This window comes from Massilia mucilaginosa (assembly GCF_011682145.1).
Lineage (GTDB): Bacteria > Pseudomonadota > Gammaproteobacteria > Burkholderiales > Burkholderiaceae_D > Telluria_A > Telluria_A mucilaginosa.
This window is the reverse complement of sequence record NZ_WHJH01000001.1, coordinates 136,599-156,531: the sequence shown is the minus strand read 5'-3', so window position 1 is coordinate 156,531 and position 19,933 is coordinate 136,599. Positions and strand designations below refer to the sequence as shown.

18 protein-coding genes are annotated in these 19,933 nt (G+C 66.8%); 7 read left to right on the top strand and 11 right to left on the bottom strand.

Features of this window, described 5'->3' with window-relative positions:
• Positions 1-188 precede the first annotated feature (188 nt).
• Positions 189-758 carry a hypothetical protein gene (locus tag F2P45_RS00715; protein ID WP_166869862.1) on the top strand — a complete coding sequence of 190 codons (570 nt, stop codon included), beginning with the start codon at positions 189-191 and terminating at the stop codon, positions 756-758.
• A gap of 11 nt (positions 759-769) precedes the next feature.
• On the opposite strand, the gene fnr is transcribed toward F2P45_RS00715, so the two are convergent.
• From fnr to F2P45_RS00700, 4 genes are all read right to left on the bottom strand, one after another.
• Complete coding sequence (gene fnr, locus F2P45_RS00710) at positions 770-1,537, bottom strand: fumarate/nitrate reduction transcriptional regulator Fnr (RefSeq protein WP_166869861.1); 768 nt, start codon at positions 1,535-1,537, stop codon at positions 770-772.
• 193 nt (positions 1,538-1,730) lie between these two features.
• Positions 1,731-2,978, bottom strand: coding sequence for an RNA helicase RhlE1 (gene rhlE1, locus F2P45_RS00705; protein ID WP_166869860.1), 1,248 nt, complete (start codon positions 2,976-2,978; stop codon positions 1,731-1,733).
• A 72-nt stretch (positions 2,979-3,050) separates the two neighbouring features.
• Positions 3,051-3,179 carry a hypothetical protein gene (locus tag F2P45_RS36685; RefSeq protein ID WP_267877325.1) on the bottom strand — a complete coding sequence of 43 codons (129 nt, stop codon included), beginning with the start codon at positions 3,177-3,179 and terminating at the stop codon, positions 3,051-3,053.
• 83 nt (positions 3,180-3,262) lie between these two features.
• Entirely contained in the window at positions 3,263-3,934 is a 672-nt protein-coding gene (locus F2P45_RS00700) for a hypothetical protein (RefSeq protein WP_166869859.1), read from the bottom strand.
• 337 nt (positions 3,935-4,271) lie between these two features.
• Between F2P45_RS00700 and F2P45_RS00695 the strand changes: the two genes are divergently transcribed.
• Positions 4,272-6,110, top strand: a complete 1,839-nt coding sequence (locus tag F2P45_RS00695; protein ID WP_166869858.1) for a DUF885 domain-containing protein — start codon at positions 4,272-4,274, stop codon at positions 6,108-6,110.
• 251 nt (positions 6,111-6,361) lie between these two features.
• On the opposite strand, the gene F2P45_RS00690 is transcribed toward F2P45_RS00695, so the two are convergent.
• From F2P45_RS00690 to F2P45_RS00675, 4 genes are read right to left on the bottom strand one after another with little or no spacing between them, the layout of a single operon-like run.
• Positions 6,362-8,932, bottom strand: coding sequence for a hypothetical protein (locus tag F2P45_RS00690; protein WP_166869857.1), 2,571 nt, complete (start codon positions 8,930-8,932; stop codon positions 6,362-6,364).
• A gap of 40 nt (positions 8,933-8,972) precedes the next feature.
• Complete coding sequence (locus tag F2P45_RS00685) at positions 8,973-9,809, bottom strand: fimbrial biogenesis chaperone (RefSeq protein WP_166869856.1); 837 nt, start codon at positions 9,807-9,809, stop codon at positions 8,973-8,975.
• Between the two features lie 26 nt (positions 9,810-9,835).
• Positions 9,836-10,333 carry a DUF4402 domain-containing protein gene (locus F2P45_RS00680; RefSeq protein WP_166869855.1) on the bottom strand — a complete coding sequence of 166 codons (498 nt, stop codon included), beginning with the start codon at positions 10,331-10,333 and terminating at the stop codon, positions 9,836-9,838.
• The gene (locus F2P45_RS00675) at positions 10,320-10,862 is read right to left on the bottom strand and encodes a DUF4402 domain-containing protein (RefSeq protein ID WP_166869854.1); all 543 of its coding nucleotides are present in this window, start codon (positions 10,860-10,862) and stop codon (positions 10,320-10,322) included. Before F2P45_RS00675 ends, F2P45_RS00680 begins: the two co-directional genes overlap by 14 nt.
• A 411-nt stretch (positions 10,863-11,273) precedes the next feature.
• Here F2P45_RS00675 and F2P45_RS00670 point away from each other — a divergent pair, with 411 nt between their 5' ends.
• The 4 genes from F2P45_RS00670 (at position 11,274) to F2P45_RS00655 (ending at position 15,325) form a co-directional block, all read left to right on the top strand.
• Complete coding sequence (locus F2P45_RS00670; protein ID WP_166869853.1) at positions 11,274-12,542, top strand: histidine kinase; 1,269 nt, start codon at positions 11,274-11,276, stop codon at positions 12,540-12,542.
• On the top strand, positions 12,535-13,305 hold the full coding sequence (locus F2P45_RS00665; RefSeq protein ID WP_166869852.1) for a LytR/AlgR family response regulator transcription factor: 771 nt from the start codon (positions 12,535-12,537) through the stop codon (positions 13,303-13,305). Before F2P45_RS00670 ends, F2P45_RS00665 begins: the two co-directional genes overlap by 8 nt.
• Positions 13,306-13,436: 131 nt before the next feature.
• Positions 13,437-13,928, top strand: a complete 492-nt coding sequence (locus tag F2P45_RS00660) for a hypothetical protein (protein WP_166869851.1) — start codon at positions 13,437-13,439, stop codon at positions 13,926-13,928.
• Between the two features lie 98 nt (positions 13,929-14,026).
• Positions 14,027-15,325 carry an NAD(P)/FAD-dependent oxidoreductase gene (locus F2P45_RS00655; protein ID WP_166869850.1) on the top strand — a complete coding sequence of 433 codons (1,299 nt, stop codon included), beginning with the start codon at positions 14,027-14,029 and terminating at the stop codon, positions 15,323-15,325.
• Between the two features lie 21 nt (positions 15,326-15,346).
• On the opposite strand, the gene F2P45_RS00650 is transcribed toward F2P45_RS00655, so the two are convergent.
• Together F2P45_RS00650 and F2P45_RS00645 are read right to left on the bottom strand one after the other, a co-directional pair.
• Positions 15,347-16,069, bottom strand: coding sequence for a sensor histidine kinase (locus F2P45_RS00650; RefSeq protein ID WP_166869849.1), 723 nt, complete (start codon positions 16,067-16,069; stop codon positions 15,347-15,349).
• A gap of 74 nt (positions 16,070-16,143) precedes the next feature.
• A complete protein-coding gene (locus tag F2P45_RS00645) occupies positions 16,144-17,760 on the bottom strand; it encodes a response regulator (protein WP_166869848.1) in 1,617 nt (538 codons plus the stop codon).
• A gap of 297 nt (positions 17,761-18,057) precedes the next feature.
• Between F2P45_RS00645 and F2P45_RS00640 the strand changes: the two genes are divergently transcribed.
• On the top strand, positions 18,058-18,465 hold the full coding sequence (locus F2P45_RS00640; protein WP_166869847.1) for a hypothetical protein: 408 nt from the start codon (positions 18,058-18,060) through the stop codon (positions 18,463-18,465).
• 98 nt (positions 18,466-18,563) lie between these two features.
• Here F2P45_RS00640 and F2P45_RS00635 read toward each other — a convergent pair whose 3' ends face one another.
• On the bottom strand, positions 18,564-19,766 hold the full coding sequence (locus tag F2P45_RS00635) for an alpha/beta hydrolase family protein (RefSeq protein WP_166869846.1): 1,203 nt from the start codon (positions 19,764-19,766) through the stop codon (positions 18,564-18,566).
• Between the last annotated feature and the right edge of the window lie 167 nt (positions 19,767-19,933).

The window sequence follows — 19,933 nt, the reverse complement described above, 5'->3', positions numbered from 1 at the left end:
ACGGGCTCGCCGCCATCGACGGCCAGGCAGGCGCAGCGGCCTTTGGCGGGCGGTGTGTCGCAGTGTCTTCGATGGCAAAGATTGGACACCGCTCCGCCCCGATGAAAACTGAGAGCGCCATCCCTGAACTATACTGTCTGGCTGCTGTCTGATAAACATAGCCAGCCACGCCAGGACGGGATACCCGGATGATAAAAATCGACATACCAACTTCCAACAAGCAAGTTCTACCGATCGGGGTGCTGTTCGCGGTGCCGCTCCTGCTGACCACGTTCTTCTATTTTCTGACCCCGCACCAAAAAGCACCGGGTTCCATGGAGTTAGGTTTCGTCGGGGGCATGCTCATCGCCTCGGGAGTGCTGGCCCTGGTTCTCTGCGCGAGCATGCTGAAGCGTCACTCGGTCGAACTGGGCCCCGATGCGATCGTGGTCAAGCATGCCTTCTATACCTTCAGGCTGGCGCGCGCCGACATCCGTGCGCCAGCCGTCGAGCGCCTGCCCGACGTTCGCAGCCTCGGCATTTCGAACAAGAGGAACGGCATTGCCGCCTTTGGATTCTATTCGGGATGGTTCAACGCCACCAGTGGCGAGCGGGTATTCATGGCGGTGTCCGGCGCACCGGTCGTGGTATTGCGCTTTACCGGCCATCCCAAGTGCTCGGTGCTGGCCGTGAGCAGCGGCGGCAACCTGGAAGCGGACCTCGCGGCCTGGCTCGCCCAAGGTTCAGGCGCGCCGGAGCGCGCCAGCCTGCCCGCCTGAGCCAGTCCGGCTTACGCCATCGGGCTGCACTGCTCGGTGCCGGCGGCCAGCGCCTTGAGCATGGCCGGGTCGAGCAGGCTCAGTTCGCGCTTGTCGACGCTGATCCAGCCCTGCTTTTTAAAGCGCGACAGCAGGCGGCTGATGCTTTCGATGGTCAGGCCCAGGTAGTTGCCGATATCTTCGCGCGACATGCGCAGCTGGAAGCTGGTGGCCGAGTAACCGCGCGCCGCGTAACGCGCCGACAGGTTGACCAGGAACACGGCAAAGCGCTGTTCCGCCCGCATATTTCCCAGCAACAGCATGACATTCTGCTCACGCGTGATTTCCTGGCTCATGATGCGATGGAAATGGCGCAGCAGGGTCGGCACCTGGCCAAACAGTTCTTCCAGGCGCTCGAACGGAATTTCGCACACTTCGCTGTCCTCCAGCGCGACCGCGTCGCAATGGTGGCGCTCGCCGCTGATGGCGTCCATGCCCAGCAGTTCGCCGGCCATCTGGAAACCGGTGATCTGCTGCTCGCCGTTGGCATTGACCTGGTAGGTCTTGAAGTGCCCGAAGCGGATCGCGTACAGGTTGCGGAACGGCTCGTCCATCTGGTACAGGCGTTCGTCGCGCAACAGGCGGCGGCGCTTGCCGATGATGTTGTCGAGCCGGGTGATGTCGTCGTTTTCGAGTCCCATCGGCAGGCAGAGCTGGTGCATGCTGCATCCTGCACAGCTTGCCTTTAATGCTGCGACGTTCAGCATTGCTGCGGGAACGAATGGAAGAGGCTGAGGCATAGGGTCTAACGGTTTGTGGCTTGAGCCGTATGATACCCCACAGGAACCAGGTCGCACAGGCTATAACCGGCGCAGTTTCCGCTAAATCACCAGTACAGATGCCTGTTTGTCCATGGCGGCTTGCCATTATCACCAGCGGCGTTATGCAAGGTATAACAGACCTGCTCTACATGCGGCCGCTTACCCGAATCGGCTAGCGCGGGCGGAAGCGCACATCGACGTGCGACACCTCGCCGACGACCTTGGCTTTCTTCGGCTTCTTGGGTTTTTTCACGACCTCGCCGGCGGTGTTGGTGAGCGGCACCCGGTGTTCCGGCGAGAAGCCCGGTTCCTCGATGCGTTCGAGGGTCTGCTTGGTCAGAATCTCGATAGCGGCCAGCAATTGCACCTCGTCCGCGCACACCAGCGAGACGGCCTCGCCCGAGGCTCCCGCGCGGCCGGTGCGGCCGGTGCGGTGGATGTAGTCTTCGGCCACGATCGGCAGGTCGAAATTGACCACCTGCGGCAGGTCGTCGATATCGAGTCCGCGCGCGGCCACGTCGGTCGCCACCAGGATTGTCGCTTCGCCGGCCTTGAAACGGTCGAGCGCGCGCAGGCGCGCCGGCTGCGGCTTGTCGCCGTGAATCGAATCGGCCGCGAGACCCTGCGCCTGCAGGGTCTCGACCAGCTGGTCGACGCCCTTGCGCGTCTTGACGAACACCAGCACCTGGCCCCAGCGGTGCTTGTTGAGCAGATAGACGAACAGCTCAGGCTTGCGTTTTTTGTCGACCGGCACCACCCACTGGCGGATGCGCTTGACGGTGCTGTTGCGCGGGCTGACCTCGATGCTCAACGGGTCGCTCAGCAGTTTCCCGGCCAGCGTGCGGATCTCGTCCGAAAACGTGGCCGAAAACAGCAGGGTCTGGCGCTTTGCCGGCAGGGCGGCGAACACGGCGTCGAGCTCGCGCGAAAAGCCGAGGTCGAGCATGCGGTCCGCTTCGTCCAGCACCAGCGTCTCGAGCTGGTCGAACTTGACCGCGTTCTGGCGGTACAGGTCGAGCAGGCGGCCTGGGGTGGCCACCAGCACGTCGAGTCCCTTGCGCAGCTTCATCATTTGCGGATTGATGCTGACGCCGCCGTAGGCCACATGGGTGCGCAGCGGCAAGCCGGCGCCATAGGCGCGGAAACTCTCGTGCACCTGCTCGGCCAGTTCGCGCGTGGGCACCAGCACCAGCACGCGCACCGCGTTGGCGCCGACCTGGCCCTGCAGGGTCAGGCGCTGCAGCAGGGGCAGGGCGAAGCCGGCGGTCTTGCCGGTGCCGGTCTGGGCGGCGGCCATCATGTCGCGTCCGGCCAGCACGGCGGGAATGGCTTGCGCCTGCACCGGCGTGGGCGTGCTGTAGCCGAGCGCGTCCAGCGTGCGCACGAGGGGGTCGATCAGACCGAGGGAATCAAAAGACATGGGGAAGCGACCTTGCGGCAAAAGAACAAGGACGTAGTTTACCCTGTCCGGCGCTTGCCGGGGCGCAAAAGCCTACGCGCTCAATGCCGCCCTTGCCACTTGCGGCTTGGTCGGTTCGGGCTTGTCGCCGCAGCCGGCCGTGGCCAGCATGAGCATGCAGCAGGCGGCGAGCGCCGCGAGCGGGTGAAAGCGTGGTTTCATGGCGTACTCCCTTGTAAAAAGGACATCCTACCCAAAACCACGCCCGCGCGGCGCGCTGTTAATACTGACTTAATGCGTGGCGATCAGAAACGGTAGCTGATACCGGCGCGCAGCACCGGATAGACCTTGTAGGCCTGGACGTCGGCTTCCATCTTCACGCGCTCGGTGGCGACATCGCGCGCCAGCACGGTGCAGACGGCGACAGTGCCGGTACATTGCGAATTGGTCAGGCGGCCCTTCGGATGCCCCTGCCACAACGCGCCCAGGTCGGCGCTGACCTGCCACTTCTTGTCGGTGCTCAGGGCATTGCCCCAGCCCACGCCGATGTAAGGCGCGCCCTTGTTGTACTCGATGCCGCCGTTGAGGATGCCGACCTGGCTGGCGGCGTAATTCTTGCCGTTGATATTGAAGTTGCCGTTCGAATCCTGGCGCGCCACCATGCTGACCTTGTTACCGTTGTACACCACGCCGCCGGTCAGGCGGAACGGGCTGTTATCGATCAGGTGCCAGTCGAACAGCACATCGATATTTTGCAGCTTGGCCTTCATGGTGTAGCTCACGGTGCTGGCGGTATCGTTGTATTTGCGCTGGAAGTAGCTGGCGCCGAAACGGGCGTTCAGCGTCTTTTCCATTGGGAAAATCACGTGCGCACCGACGCCGGTGGTGCCGACTTCGGCGGTGACAGCGAACTGGGCTTGGGCGCTGGCTGCCAGCAACATGGCGGCGGCCGCCAGGACGGTATTCTTAATGTACATGCAATGACCTTTGACGAATGACTGGGGGATGGCGGCATTGTACCGGTTGGGGTGGCGACAAGCGCTGGCATCGTGGCTCGCCATGCTACCCCAGTCGGGGCCGTCGATCCAGTCCCTTAAGGTAAGCAATTGTCGTTTTTTGTCGCGGCGGCGGACTGTCCCGGCGCGCCTCGTTCAGGCGTTTCACCTGTATTGACGGGCGTCCCGTAGGGCGTCCCTGAGGGATTCGTTGGGCGCTGGCGTGGTGGTTTCTTGATGGAATCCATGATAAATTCTGTCGCGCTTGAAAGCAGGCCGTCTGCGACAAGCCCACCACACCATCTCAGGAGACTTTCGCATGCATACACCGTTCCGCCGCGCCATCGCGCCCCGCTTGACCGCCGCGCTGGTGGCGCTTTCGCTCGGCGGCGCCGCCTTGCCGGTGCTTGCCGCCGCGCCCGGCGCCGGCGTGGTGGCCGGCGTGGACAAGCGCGCGCACGCCTTCGACAAATGGGCCGACGGCTTCGCCGCCGACTGGGTGCGCCTGTCGCCCCAGCGCGCCACCGGCGACCAGTACTTTGCCGGCGCCGAACAGCAGGCGCTGGACCGTCAGCTCGCGCCGATCACGCCGGCGCAGCGCGCCAGATATGCGGCGCTGGCCAGGGCCGGCGTGGCGCGCCTGGACCGCTTCCTGGCCGGCCCGCTCGACGCGACCGACCGCGTGTCGGCCGAAACCATGCGCTGGTCGCTGGCCAATCACCTGGCCGGCGAGCGCTTCGACGACCACGCGTTCGTGTTCTCGCAATTCGGCGGCACGCACATCGCGCTGGTCAACTTCATGACCAGCACCCACCCGATGCGGCGCGCGGCCGATGTCGACAGCTACCTGGCGCGCCTGGCGCAGATCGGCGAGCGCATGGACCAGGCCAGCGCGCGCGCCCGTGCCGCCGCGGCGCGTGGCATGCTGCCGCCGCGCTTCATCCTCGAACGCGCGCAGGGGCAGGTCGACGCCTTCCTCAAGCCGTCGGCCGATCAAAATGTGCTGGTGACGTCGCTGTCCCAGCGCAGCGCCGCGCTGGCCGACCTGAGCCCGCAAGCGCGCGCCGCCACCATCGACAAGGCCATGGCGATTGTCGGCAAGAGCATCTTGCCGGCGTACGCCAGGACCCAGGCGCTGCTGGCCGAACTGCACCCGAAGACTGGCGACGCCGCCGGCATCGCGCGCCTGCCCGACGGCGCCGCCGCCTACAGCCATGCGCTGGCCAGCTACACCGGCACCACCCTGAGCGCGGCGCAGATCCACGCGATCGGGCTGCGCGAAGTGGCGCGCATCGAGGGCGAGATGGACCGCCACCTGCGCCAGCTCGGTTTCACAGAAGGCAGCATCGACGTGCGCATGAAAGCGCTCGACAAAACCTTCCAGCCGGCCGCCGACCCCGATCCGCGCGCGGCCATATTGGCCAGCTACGTCGCCATGGTGAAGGATGCCGAAAAGCGCAGCGCCACGCTGTTCAACCTGATGCCGCGCGCGCCGGTGGAAGTGCGGCGCGAACCGCCGCTGACCGAAGGCAGCGCCTCGGCGCACTACAGCGTGCCGGCGCCGGACGGCAGCCTGCCCGGCATTTTCTGGGTACCGCTGCGCGGGCCGACGTTCGACATGATCCGCATGCGCAGCCTGGCGTACCACGAAGCGGTGCCCGGCCACCACTTCCAGCTCGCGATCCAGCAGGAGCTTGGCGGCCTGCCGAAGTTCCGCACGCAGCGCATTTTTGGCGGCGGCAGCGCGCACTCGGAAGGGTGGGCGCTGTACACCGAGCGGCTGGCGGTGGAGCAGGGCTGGTATGAAGGCGACGTGCCGGGCTTGCTTGGCGCGCTCGGCTCCGAACTGTTCCGCGCGCGCCGGCTGGTGGTCGACACCGGTTTGCACAGCAAGGGCTGGACGCGCCAGCAAGCGATCGACTACGGCATAGGCGCGGCCGAGGTGGAGCGCTACGTGGTGTGGCCGGGACAGGCCTGCGCCTACATGCTCGGCATGCTGCGCATCCTCGAACTGCGCGACAAGGCCCGGCTGGCGCTGGGAGAGCGCTTCACGCTGCCGGCGTTCCACGACGTCATCCTGAAAAACGGGTCCGTGCCGATGGATGTGCTGGCCAAAATCATCGACCAATGGATCGCCGACCAATCCAGGCCCGCCTGACCACCGCCCAACCGGGGTCAGAGCTCTGACTAGAAATTTTGTTAAATCCGACCACCGCCCAACCGGGGTCAGAGCTCTGACTAGAAATTTTGTTAAATCCAGTCCTCGGTTTGATTTTCATAGAGCATCAAGTGGCCGCATGTTCCCAAACTGGGCCAGCTGACTCTGTCCATGGCTTTGCAAGAATGTGAAATGTTGCTAGTCAGAGCTCTGACCCCGGTTGTAAGGGGGGTTCAGAAGGGTTTGGGGACTTATCTGATGACGTGGAAGTCTTTGCCGTTGACGATGGTGCCGGCACTGTCGACGGTGATCAGGTGCATGCCGCTGTCTTGCAGGCCGAGCCTGGCCAGTTGGGCCGGGGCGATGCGCAGCAGGTAGTTGCCCGGCGCGATGCCGCCCAGCACGTAGTAGCCGTCGGCGCTGCTGGTCGTTTTGCCGATCACCGTTCCGCCCCGGTCCAGCAGTTCGAGCTCGAAGTCGCCCATGCCGCGCTTGCCGCCCGCGTCAGAAAGCCAGGTGGTGCCGTCGATCTCGCCCGTGACACCCACCGCCACTTCCAGCCGGCTGACCTTGCCCGGCCGCGGGACCAGCCGCCGTCCCGCTTCGCGCGCCTGCCATTGCGGGTCTTCCAATGTGCCTGGGTCGATCGCGATGTCGGCGTGCTGGTGCGCCGGCAGCCGGTTCAGGTAGGCCACGCCGTCGTCGCCGCTACGCGCCAGGTGGGCGCCGCCGTTGACGGAAAATCCCGCGCCCTTGATCGGTTCGTCGTCGCCATCCATCACGCCGTTGCCGTTCTTGTCGAGGAAGACGCGGACCGAGGCCGCGCCGCCGCCCGCCATCGGCACGGCGTCGTGCAGCCAGCGCCCGCTCCTCGGTTCCCGGCCGAGCGCCATGAACAGCCGGACCCCGCCACCGTAGTCGCCGCGGCTGGTGTAGAACGCGTTCACGCCCAGGCCGACGCTGCCCACGCCTTTGTTGAGCGAGGCGCTCCAGCGCAGCTGCGGGTCGGCGAAGGTGCGCGCGACGGCGCCGTTGAGCAGATAGCCGTCGCCGACCAGTTTGTCGGCCGCCAGCGCCAGCGACGAGAGGCCGGCGTCGGGCAGGATGGCGTATTGCAGCTGGCCGCTGATGGCGACGCCAGCCACGCGCCGGCTCGCTTGCAGGCTGCCGTCGGCCTGGCGCGCGGCGCCGCTGGCGCGCCAGTGGAGGTTGCCGCTCATGGCCGTGCCGCGGCTGAAGGCGGACAGGCGCGCGCCGGCCTCGTGCCGCGTGGCGCCCGACGCGAGCCGTTCGCGCCGCAGTTGCAGCGCCAGCGGGATCGGGGTACGGCCGCCGCCCGGCAGCAGGCCGTCGAGGCGCACCTCGTCGCGGCTGCGCAGCGGGTCGGCGGCGGGCAGGAACAGTTCGCTGCTAAAACCGTCCAGGCGCGCGTGGACCGCGCCGAGCGCCATGCCGCCGATGCGCGTCTTGATGCCGATCCGGGCCAGCGCGCCGCCGTCATCGGCGCGCGCGAACGCGGCGTCGGCCAGCAGCGCGCGCCAGTAGCCGTGCAGGCCGAGGTTGGCGTAGCGCCGCTGCCGGCCATCGAGCGCCAGGCGCGCCACGCCGCCGCTGGCGCTCAGTTGCGCCAGCACGCCGACTTCGGCCTGGGCCAGCGCGCGCTCGCCGCCCTGGACGCTGGCGCTGTAGGCGATGGCGCCGGGCGCGAGCACCGCCTGGTCGATCAGAAAAGTCTGGCGCTCGACGCGCAGCTGGCCCAGCGGACCGTGGAATACCAGGCGAAATTCATTGCTGCCGTAGATCAGGGGCTGGTCGTCGAAGCGGTAGCGGCCATCGGGGCGCGCTTGCTGGAAGCCGATCAGGGCGTTGTTGAAGTACAGTTCCACGTCCCAGCCGGGCGGCAGGTCGCCTTGCAGGGTGTGGCGGTCGGTGCGCGCCGGCTGGCCGAGCGCACGGTTGGAGATGGCCACGCCGGCGCGCCCGCTGCTCGCTTGCGCGATGTCGGCGACGCCGGCGGCCAGCACGCTGCCAATCTGGATGGTGCGCGCGCGCAGTGGACCGAGCAGGCCGGCGTCGGGGTCGTTGCGGGCCAAGGTCATGCGCGTGCTGGCGCCGGCTGCGTTGTTGGCGGCGCCGACGTAGAGCGCCGCTTCCATGCCGGCCAGGTCGGCCGTCAGGTAGGCGGTGTAGCCGAGCGTGCTGCCGCCGCGCCGCGCGTCGGCGGACACGGTCTGGTCGATGAAGGGCACGCCGGCCAGCGCGTAGGGCGTGTCGAGGCGGGGGTAGGCGGGGGCGGGCGTGCCGTCGGGGCGCCGCGCCGGCCCGGCGCGCGACTGGCGTTCGAGGCGCGCCTGCAGCGGCAGTGTTTCGCGCGCGCGCACGCGCAGCACCAGGCTGGCCATGTCGATGTCGAGGTCGAGCGGCAGCCATTGCGCCAGCAGGCGGCTGGCGACGTACAGGTCGTCCGGATGGCGCAGTACGCGCGCCGCCTCAAAACTGCTGCGCCGCTCGCCGATCACCACCAGGCGCTGCGCCAGGTCGAGCCGGAAGCCGCGCTGTTCGTCGAGGATGTAGCCGCTGGCGATGCCGTTGGCCGGGTCGGCGCGGATGGCGATGGTGAGCAGGCGCGCCAGTTCGCCGAGCGGCAGGTGGATGTCGCCGCCGTGCTGGTAGGCGCCGACGGCGTCGGAGACCAGGTGCTCGCCGAGCCGCACTTCGAGCACCAGGTCGGGACCGTCGGCGGCGCGCGCCGGCGCCGGCAGTGCGCATACAAGCAGAAAGCAGAGCCGGCAAGCGCGCTGGCGCAGGCGTCGGGCCAGCATGGTCGCGCGCACGTGCCTGGCCCGAGGTCGGCCGCTCCTGTCAGGGCAGGGCCAGCGTGGCTTCGGCCAGCAGGGCGCCGCCGGCTTCGGCCCGTTCGCGAAAGCGCAGGTGCACGGTGCCGCGCGCGAGGTTCACGCCGGCCGGCATGGCCAGGCTGGCTTTACGCATCGGATTGGGGGTGTAGATCGCCACCCCGGCCGCCTTGGCCAGCACCTGTTCGGCGCCGCCCTGCGGCGTAAAGGCGGCGCTGATGTCGCCATACACGGAGCTGTCGCCGCTGCGCGCGATCTGGAACACGAGCTGCGCGCCCTTGTCGCTCTTTTGCAGCGCCAGCGCGCCCAGGGTCACGCTGGCGCCTTCGGTCTGGTGCCGCACGATGACGGGAATCGAGGCGCCGATCAGGGAGTTGAGCACCACGCCGATCTGCTGCGCGCCGGCGCCTTGCTGTTCGACGCTGGTGCCGCTGGTGCTGTTGGCCAGTTTTTCGAAGTGCAGGTGCGAGCGGTATTCGCCGGCCGCCAGCGCGTCCGGTTTGCGCAGCATGACGCGCACCACCTGGGCGCTGCCGGGCAGCAGGGTCACCTGGCGCGGCGAAAAACTGAGCATGGCGTCGGCGAAGCGCTCCTCCGGCGCGACCTTGTCGGCGCTGGTGAATTCGCCGCTCTCGCTCATGCGCCGGTTGACAAGGCTGATGCGGTAGGTGGCGGGGGCGCTGTCGCTGTTGATCAGTTCAACCTGGGCGGCGCGCTGGTTCTTGGTGAAGACGACGCGGGTCGGGTTGAGCATCAGGCCGGCCATCGCTTGCAGCGGCAGCACGGCCATCAGGGCGGCGGCAAGCAGGCGCGCGGCGCGCGGGAGAGCGAAAGTGGAATGCATGGTGGGCCTCGCGGGTCGATGATCGGCTATTGATATTCGATGGTGATGTGGAAGGTGCCGCTGTAGTTGCCGGCGCGCTGGCCGGCGCCGACGTGCAAGGTGGCGCCGATCGACAGCACCTGACTGCCGCCGGTGAGCACGCCGCCGCCGGCGGGGGCGCTGGTAAAGCCGGTCAGCGCCATGCTGTCGGCACCGGCGCTGATGCTGGCGCCGGCCGGCAGGCTGACGATGTAGACCAGGCTGGCGTTGGCCGGCTTGTTGTCGCTGATGGTGAACCTGGCCGGCGCCGCCGCCGACGGCAGCAGCAGCACGCCGCCGCCGGCCGCGCGGTTGCCGTGCGGGTCGACGCTGACGCTGCCGGCGGCGCTGGCGGCGAAGCGGCCGAAGGCCAGGCCGGCGGCGGGAGCGGCGCTCAGCTGCGCGCGCGCCGGCAGGGCGGCCAGCGCGGCCGCCAGCACCGTTGCCAACAGCGCCGGCGCCACGGCGGACGCGCCGCCGCGGCGCCGCGCGTCAGTTGTATTCAACGGTGGCGACGACATTGCCGGCATAGATGCCAGGGACCTGGTTGGCCGCCACGGTCAGGGTGCCGCCCACATACAGCGACTGGGTGCCGCCGGCGGAGAGGGTGCCGGCGGTGGCCTCGCCGGAGGTGGCGTCGGCGGCGGTCAGGTCGCTGAATTTGGTCAGGGCCATGGTTTCGCCGGCGCCGCCGGTGTTGGTCAGCACGGCGCTGCCGGAGTGGGTGATGGTGTAGGTGCTGCCTGGCTCGCCGGTGATGTCGAACCGGGCGGCGGTGGTGGCCGCGCCGTTCATCCCCACCACGCCGCTGACGCTGCGCACGCCGCTGGTGCTGACGGTGATGGTGCCGCCGACGGCGGCGGCAAAATTGCCGAAGGCCAGCGGGGCCGCCGGCGCAATGGCGATCGGGGTGACCACGGTGCCGCCGGCAACCGCCGTCGCTTGCGCGGCGTAGGCCGGTACGCCCAGGCCCAGGCTGGCGGCGATGAAGGCGAGTACGGCCAGGGTGCGCTGCTGTTGGATTGTTGTGTTCATTCCAGCTCCTTAGTTTGGTCGGTTGGTTATTCTTTGCAGAAGCTCTTTCTGCAAGGGAATAGTACCTGCCATTCCGCATGGAAAATCCAGCGTGGCGCGACCTTGCGGCACAGTTTGATATGCATCTAAAGCGGGGCGCCATTCGCCGCCGGAGTGTTGCGCAATCGCCGCGCAAGAGTGGCGCGGATGGTACGGCTGGGCGACTGTTGTCCGATGTGCTATCTTGCGTACCGGAAAAACTGCAGCTGTGCCGTTCGGCCTGCCGTTCGGCCTGCCGTTCGGCCGGCCGTCCAGCCGGGCGGGCCAAGCGGGTGTTCGTCGGCGCCGGCGCGGTTTCGTCGGAATCGGTGTCGACTGCCCGGGGCCGCTTGCTATAGTCGTTTCCACTTCTCCCTGACTGGATTGCCGACCATGACGAGTTTCTTTTTTATCTTCCGGATCACCCTGGCCTGGGGCATCGCCAACACGGTGCTGGCGATCACGGTTGCGCAGACCATCTTCAGCGAGCGCGACGCCGGCGGCTCGCTGCTGCTGCTGGTGCTGGGCGCGATGGCGTTTGCCGCGATCAGCGCGTTTTCGCATGTGCGCCGGGTGCGCCTGCTCACGGGCCAGGTCAACGGCGCCACCTTGTCGAGCCGCCAGCGGCGCCAGATCGAGGTGCCGTTCGAGGCCGGCGAGGCGTTCGACATCATCGACGCCGCCATCCGCGACCTGCCGGGCGCCGAGCAGGTCGATAGCGCGCGCGACAGCTTGCAGGTGCGCGCCAAGATCCGCTACCTGCATCCCTACCGCGGCGGCGTGCTGTGGCAAATGACCGGCCATACCGGCCCGAGCGGCAACCAGGTGATCGTCACCGTCACGCCGAACGGCGACGCCGGCAGCGTGACCCTGATCTGCGAGCCGGAACGCTGGGCCTGGACCGACTGGTTCCTGGTCGACGGCGGCGCCAACCTCGAAAACGCCGAGGCCATCGGCCGCGCCGTGGCGCGCCGGGTGGCGGAGCGGCGCCGCAGCGAGCAGGCGGCCGCCGTGCAAACCGCCACCGAGAAGGAACTGACGGTGGCCAAACTGAGCCTGCTGCATGCGCAGGTCGAGCCGCATTTTTTGTACAACACCCTGGCCAGCGCGCAGCTGCTCACGCGCAGCGATCCGGCCCGCGCCGACGAGATGCTGGGCAATCTGATCGCCTACCTGCGCAACTCGCTGCCGCGCACCGACGACGCGCTCTCGACCCTGGGCAAGGAGCTGGAACGGGCGCGCGCCTATCTCGACATCCTGGTGATCCGCATGGGGCCGCGCCTGCGCTTGCAGGTGGAGGTGGCGGCCCATTTGCATGACGCGCCGTTTCCCGCCATGATGTTGCAGACCCTGGTCGAAAACGCCATCAAGCACGGGCTGGAAGCGAAGGCGGGCGGCGGTACGGTGTGGATCATCGCGCGCGTCCACGATGGCGCGCTGGCGCTGACGGTGGCCGACGATGGACGCGGCTTGTCGAGCGAAGGCGGCGGCACCGGCATCGGCCTGCGCAATGTGCGCGAGCGGCTGCGCCTGGCCTACGGCAGCGCCGCTGGTTTTACCATCGTGTCGAACTATCCGAGCGGGGTGGCGGCGACGATCAGCGTGCCGTATTCGGGCGCTGCGCACGGCACGGCAACGGCGGAGGGGAAGCGGCATGACTGATTGTGTGATTGCGGAAGATGAACTGCTGCTGCGCGACGAGCTGGTGCAACTGCTGGCGGCCGCGTGGCCGGATTTGCGCATCGTGGCGGCCTGCGATGATGGCGCCAGCGCGCTCGAAGCGATTGCCGCGCATCGGCCGCAGGTGGCCTTCCTCGACATCCGCATGCCGGGACTGAGCGGGCTGGAGGTGGCCGGCGCACTGGCCGAGCTCAGCCCGGCCACGCAGGTGGTGTTCGTGACCGCCTACGACCAGTATGCGATCGATGCCTTCGAGCGCGGCGCGCTCGACTACCTGCTCAAGCCCGTGCTGCCGGCGCGCCTGGCGGCCACGGTGCGGCGGGTCAAGGCGCGCCTGGCCAGCGGCGTGGCGGACGCCGGCGCGCTGGCCGCCTTGCTGCGCCAGCTCGGGCATGCGCCGCCGGCGCCGCCCAAGGTGGAGCCGCTGGTGTGGCTGACCGCCAGCGCGGGCACGGAGACGCGCCTGATCATGGTCGAGGATGTGGCCTACTTCCAGGCCGACAGCAAGTACACGGTGGTGATGACGGCGCAGGGCGAAGCGCTGCTGCGCAAACCGATCCGCGAACTGCTCGACGTGCTCGATCCGGCCATCTTCCGGCAGATTCACCGCTCGACCATCGTCAACGTCAAGGCGATCGCGTCGGTCTCGCGCGACGAGAGCGGACGCGGGCTGCTGCGCCTGCGCACGCGCCCGGAAACGCTGGCGGTCAGCCAGCCGTTCATGGCCCTGTTCCGCGCCATGTAAAGGCTTGGTACGCTGGCGCACCGACTTGGTCGTTGCTTTTGTTAAACTTATGAATGTGAGCGGCAAGCCGATGGCGGCCTGCGGCTGACGGTGCGCCTGCCGGGCGCGCCTACTTTCTTAGTGAGGCAAGCATGAAAAACCTACTCGTCGCCGCCGTCCTGCTGGGCGCCAGCCTGTCGGCGCAGGCCCAGGTCAATGTCCGTATCGACATCGGGCAGCCGGGATTTTATGGACGCATCGATCCCGCCGATTTCGGCCGGCCGCCGGTGGTGTACACCCAGCCGATCGTGGTGGAACGGTATGCGCGCGGCGCGTCCGAGCCGGTGTATCTGCGCGTGCCGCCGGGGCACATGAAAAAATGGAGCAAGCATTGCGCGCGCTACGACGCGTGCGGGCGCCAGGTGTATTTCGTGCGCGACGAGTGGTACACCAACACGTATGCGCCGCGCTACCGCGAAATGCGCGGCGGCGGGCGCGATCGCGACCGCGGCTACGACCGTCATGAGCGGCGCGACCGCGATGACCGCAACGACCGGGGCCACGGAGGTGGCCGCGGCAACGGCAACGGCAACGGTAACGGCCATGGCAACGGCCACGACCGCGACAAGAACGGATTCCGTTGAAAACCTGTTTTCTCCGGGAACCCCTGAAACCGTACAGCGTGAGCGCGATTGTCCGGATCGCAGTAGACTGACGTTGTCAAAAATTCAGGGAGATTCTCTTGCGCGGCGAAATAGTGATTGTCGGGGGTGGGGCGGGCGGTTTGGAACTTGCCAGCAAATTGGGCCGCAAGCTGGGCCCGTCCAAGGTGTTTCTCGTCGATAGCCGCCTGTCGCATATCTGGAAACCATCCCTGCACGAAGTCGCCGCCGGCACCCTCGATATCCACCAGGAAGGCCTGTCCTACCAGATGCTGGCGCACGACAACGGCTTCAGCTTCGTGTACGGTCCTCTGACCGGGCTCGATGCCCCCGCCAAACGCCTGACCATCGGCCCCATCCGCACGCCACAGGAGGAAGAAGTGCTGCCCGAACGCTCGCTCGCATTCGGCGCGCTGGTGATCGCCGTCGGCAGCACCTCGAACTACTTCGGGGTGCCGGGCGCGAAGGAATACACGATTTCCCTGAACGCGACCGAAGACGCCGAGCGCTTCCGCCTGCAACTGCTCAAATTGCTGGCGCGGGCCGACGCGCGCAAACCGCAGGAGCCGGCGGCGGGCGTCGATATCGTCATCATCGGCGGCGGCGCCACCGGCGTCGAGCTGGCCGCCGAGCTGCGCGAAGCGAGCGCGGTGTACACCACCTATGGCTTCCAGCACCTGAAACCCCAGCAGGACGTGCGCATCACCCTGCTCGAAGGCGCGCCGCGCATCCTGGCGCCGCTGCCAGAACGGGTGTCGAACGCGGCCTTGAAGCTGCTGCACGAGCGCGGCATCAAGGTGGTCAACGAGTGCCGCGTGACCGGCATCGCGCCCGACCAGGTGAGCGACAAGAACGGCAACGTGTATCCATCCGACCTGTGCGTGTGGGCGGCCGGCATCCGCGCGCCGGAATTTCTGGCCACGCTCGGCTTGCCGCTGGCCAAGGGCGGGCAGATCGAGGTCGACGGCTTCTTGCGCGTGAAAGAGGCGCCGGGCATCTACGCCATGGGCGACTGCGCCGCCTGCGTCGATGCCGAAGGCAAGATGGTGCCGCCGCGCGCCCAGGCCGCGCACCAGCAGGCCGATTACCTGCTGGCCACCTTCCTGCGCGCGCAGGCCGGCAAGGCGCCGCAGGCCAAGCCGTACGCCTACAAGGATTACGGTTCGCTGGTGTCGTTCGGCCAGACCACCACCGTCGGCAGTCTGATGGGCTCGCTAAAGGGCTTGAGCTGGTTCGTCGAAGGTTTCTTCGCGCGCATGATGTATGTCAGCCTGCACTTGATGCATCACGCGGCCGTGCTCGGCTCGGTGCGCACCGGCGTGCTGGCGCTGGCGCGCTTCCTGATCAAGCGCAACACGCCGCAGGTCAAGCTGCACTGAGCACCTTGCCGCAAACAGCGCTTAGTGCTGACTAGCCGCCGCCTTGGGCAGGGTCAGGGTCATCACCGTGCCGCGCTCCCGGGCCGGCATGACCGAGAGCGCCCCGCCCAGGTAGCGGGCGCGTTCGCGCAGCAGGCGCAGGCCGTGGCAGCCGGACGATTCGCCGGGCTTCTCGCCCGGCCCGACGCCGTTGTCGCGCACCGTGAGCATGATTTCGTCGCCGCCGTCATCGAGGATGACATCGACCTCGGTCGCCCCCGCGTGCGCGGCGATGTTGCGCAAGCCTTCTTCCAGCGCCCGCAGCAGGGCCACGCCGTGTTCGCGCGCGTAGGCTTCGTCTTCGTCGGGCAGGCTGCAGCGCGCCACCAGCTGGTGCTGCTTGCCGAAATCGCTGACCAGCTCGGCGATAGCCGACTTGATTCCCAGAAACTCCAACTTATCGTTCCACAGCGACAATTGCATGTCGCGGTTGGTGTCGATGATGGTCATCAGGAGTTGTTTCATCTGAGCGGTGCGGTCTTGCAGCGCCTGTTCCTTGGGCAATTGCTGGGTCAGCAGGGCAAGATGCATGGTCAGGGCCGTCATCGACGAGCCGAGACTGTCGTGCAGCTTGCGCGCCAGCAGGCGCCGTTCGTCATCCCGGCAGGTCGTCAGATGGCCGAGCAGTTCGGCCAGGTCGGCATTGCGCTCGGCAAGCTGGCGGTCCGGTGCGGCGTCGGGCGGGAGGGAGGGCGGTTGGGTCATGCTGGGCTCAATCAATGTTTCCCAAATCATACAACAGCTTGCGCGCGCTTGTCGCGGCGTCGCGCCGCACTCACTTAGTCCTCAATGAGCGCGCACTGGCCGATGGCGTCGAGCAGGTGGGCGATGTCGACCGGCTTGACCAGGTGCCTGTCGAAGCCGGCTTCGAGCACGCGGCGCTGGTCGTCGGCCAGGCCGTAGCCGGTCAGCGCGATCAGCTTGATGTGGCGGGTGGCGCCGTCCTGGCGCAGGCGGCGCGCCACTTCGTAGCCGTCGATGCCGGGCAGGCCGATGTCGACCAGGGCGACCTCGGGCAGGAAGCTGCGCGCCATCTGCACGCCCTGCACGCCGTCGGCCGCGTGGCGCACCGGGTAGCCGTAGGCGCCGAGCATGGTGGCCATCATTTCGCGGCCGTCGTCGTTGTCTTCGATTAGCAGGATGGTGGGCTTGTGCTCGCTGGCAAGTGTGGCCGGCGCCGCGTTCGCCGCCGGCGCCACGGGCGCTGTGCGCGGCAGGCGGATGACGAAGGTGGAGCCGGCGCTGGCGCCGTCGCTGTGGGCCGACACTTTGCCGCCATGCAGCTCGACCAGGCGCCGCACCAGCGCCAGGCCGATGCCCAGGCCGCCCTGGGCGCGGTCGAGCGTGATCGAGCCCTGCACGAACACGTCGAACACATGCGGCAGCAGCTCGGCCGAAATGCCCACGCCGGTGTCGCGCACTTCGAGCACGATCTCGTCGTCGCTGTCGGAGACGGTAATGTCGATGGTGCCGCCGGGCGGTGTGTATTTGAGGGCGTTGTCGATCAGGTTGGTGGCGATCTGTTCGAGCCGGGTCGGGTCGCCGTCGACCCAGGCCGGCTCCATGTCGACGTTAAGCAGGTAGTTGCCGGTGCGGCCGGTGGCCTTGAAGGTGTCGAGGCAGGCCGAGACCAGCGCGGCGACGTCGAGCACTTGCTTGTCGAGCAAGATCTTGCCGGACATGGCGCGCGACAGGTCGAGCAGGTCGTCGACGATGCGCGACAAATGCTGGCTCTGGCGCTGGATGATCTGCTTGGCGCGCCCGACCGACTCGCCGCTCACGCCGGCCAGGCCGATCAGCGAGGCGGCGCTGCTGATGGCGGAAAGCGGGTTGCGCAGTTCGTGCCCGAGCATGGCCAGGAATTCATCCTTGGCGTGGCTTTTCGCTTCGGCTTCCTTGCGCTCTTCCATTTCGCGGGTGAGGCGCTTGTTGGTGGCGGTCAGTTCGGTGGTGCGCTGGCTCAGCTTGTGGGCCTGGCGCTTGAGTTCCTCGTTCTTGATGGCCAGCGCGACGAACACCTGGACCTTGGCGTGCAGGATCTGCGGGATGACCGGGGTGAACAGGAAATCGGCGGCGCCGCGCTGGTAGGCTTTCAGGCGGTCGATTTCATCGGCCAGAAAGGCGGTGACGAAAATGATGGGAATGTCGGCCGAGCGCGCGCGCTGGTGGATCGCTTCGGCGGTTTCGAAGCCGTCCATGCCGGGCATGTTGACGTCGAGCAGGATTACCGCAAAGTCGTGCAGCAGGACCTGGCGCAAGGCTTCCTGGCCGGACCGGGCGGACAGGACGGCGTAGCCCGATTCATCGGCCCATTGGTCCAGCAGACTGGTCAGTGCCAGCAGGCTGGCGGCATCGTCGTTAACGACGAGAATCTTCGGCTTGTCTAAGTTGGTCACGTCATTCCTGCGCTGCGGTGGTGGTTGAATCACTTCGAATGCATTGCTGCCGGATAGCAGAACCGGAATGTGGGATCGGATGACAGCGAACGCGGCTGTCATGTCGGTACGGCGCTCATCATAGCAATCGGGTAATCCAATGTCAAAATGCAAGCGAATAGGGTGGCAACGCAATGCAAGGTACGCTAACGCACATACGAGGGGGTGGGCCTATGCGATAGTGAGATCAGGACAACCGATGCCGAATGGCACGGTACATCGCCACCATCGTGGCGTGGCACATTGAAAGGGTAAGCCATGAATATCAACACCATCGTAGATGCCGAATTTACCGGCAAATGTTTCCGTGACCTGCGCAACGCGCCACTGTCGGCCATGCGCGGGCTGAGCACCAAGGACGCCAAGGCGCTGCACGAAGCGTTCAATATCACCACCATCGGCGACCTGGCCAACCTCAAGTTCGTCAAGTGGGCCAGCGCGATCAATGTGCTGGCGGAAGAAGAGTGCGATACGTCCGAGCAGGCTGCCAAAGAAACCTTGCTCGACGATGCGGTCGAGATGACCTTCCCGGCCAGCGATCCGATTTCGGTCGACTCGGGCATTACCCGCATTGAAGTACCGCCAGAGATGGTCAACGCCAGCACCGATCACCAGCATGCGAAGTCGATCGAGGCGAATACCAAGCAGGCGACCAAGGGACGTTAAATCGAGCGGGTGCAGGGGGAAGGCGTGAGCCCTTGGGCTCGGCATTCCTGGCCGATCACCCCGGCACTGCCGGAACCGGCTTCGCACCCTGCCGGCCGTCAGGGAAGCGCCGTTGTGGTCACCGTGCTCGACGGATCCGAATAGTAATTGTCAGCAATCTTGCCCGCAACGCTAGCCAGGCCGGCGGCCAGATCGCGCATCGCGTGACTGGCAGCCGGAGAGCCGAGCCGCTTCCACCCACCGACCGCCGGCTTGCCGTCTTCGGTGAACAGACGGTTATAGCGTACCTCTTCAATTTTCGGACCGAGACAGGTCCCGCTTCCGCAAGTACCATCGTTGAGCGGTACCACATAACCGAGCAAAAGCCGCACGTAAGCCAATGCCTCGCCGTGCTGGAATACGCGCGACACCGGCACGCCGCCGGCATTTGCCTCGCGCAACTTTGCGGGAACGGACACCCAGCCATTGACTGGCGATGGATTGAACACCACCACCTGCTCGAGCTTCAAGCCCGGATAGTCCTTGACAGGATACCCGGCCGGCGGGAAGGCATAGGCAAACTGCTGCGCCAACGCCCCGCCCAGCGAGTGGCCGGTGCTGTACATGCGCAGCGCACCCGGAACGCGAACCCGTTCCGGGTGCCGTTGCACGATCGCCCTGGCCATGTCGGCAGTCAGGCGGTTCTGGACGACCATGTTCGCGTCTTCGCCGGTCCAGGGCCAATGGATGAACCAGCGCAGATTGCTCTTCACATTTGGCCAGTAATCCCAGACGGTGCCGCGAAATGCGATCGCGATCTCCACCACGCCATCCTGTTCGCGCTCGTAGATGCGATATGCGAGCCCATGCTCCACCGATTTGCACCAGGTCTGCCGGGATATCAGGTCCGTAGCGGGGGGCCACTCCACCCACCCGGCCGCTTCGGTCATGCTGGTGCGCGTGTGGAGAGTCAGCTGCGACAGGTCGGGACGCGGGTTTTTCCGGTGCAAAATCGTCTGCCTTGCATCGGCCGACAATTCCTTGCAATCCGCAAGTCGCGGCGCCTGAAGCTGGCCTATGGGAAAATTCGCATGGCCGTGATAGGCGTTCTCGCTCATGACGGCAAACTGCCAATGTTTGCCGGCCTGAACCTCAAGCGCTTCGCGCGTCATGTTGTCCGCGTTGAGGTTCCAGTGCGTCGTGCCGGATGCGCGCACGTAGACCGTGTCGCGGTCCTGGGAAAGGATGGCGCAGCCACCGAGGCTGCTGATGGCCAGGCTGATGATCGTCAGGCGGATCGCCGCCTCAAAGCGAATAGGCATCGTGCTGCTCCAGGATGGATGATCCGGTATTGACGATTGATTATGCCATGGATTATCGACATCAAACACCAGGCGCCGTGAGCGTCGCGTTGCAGACACAGGCGTTCCGCGCGGACGGGGGAGGGGATCGGAAAAACCGGTTGCCGCATGGGCCGTGCGCGGAGCAC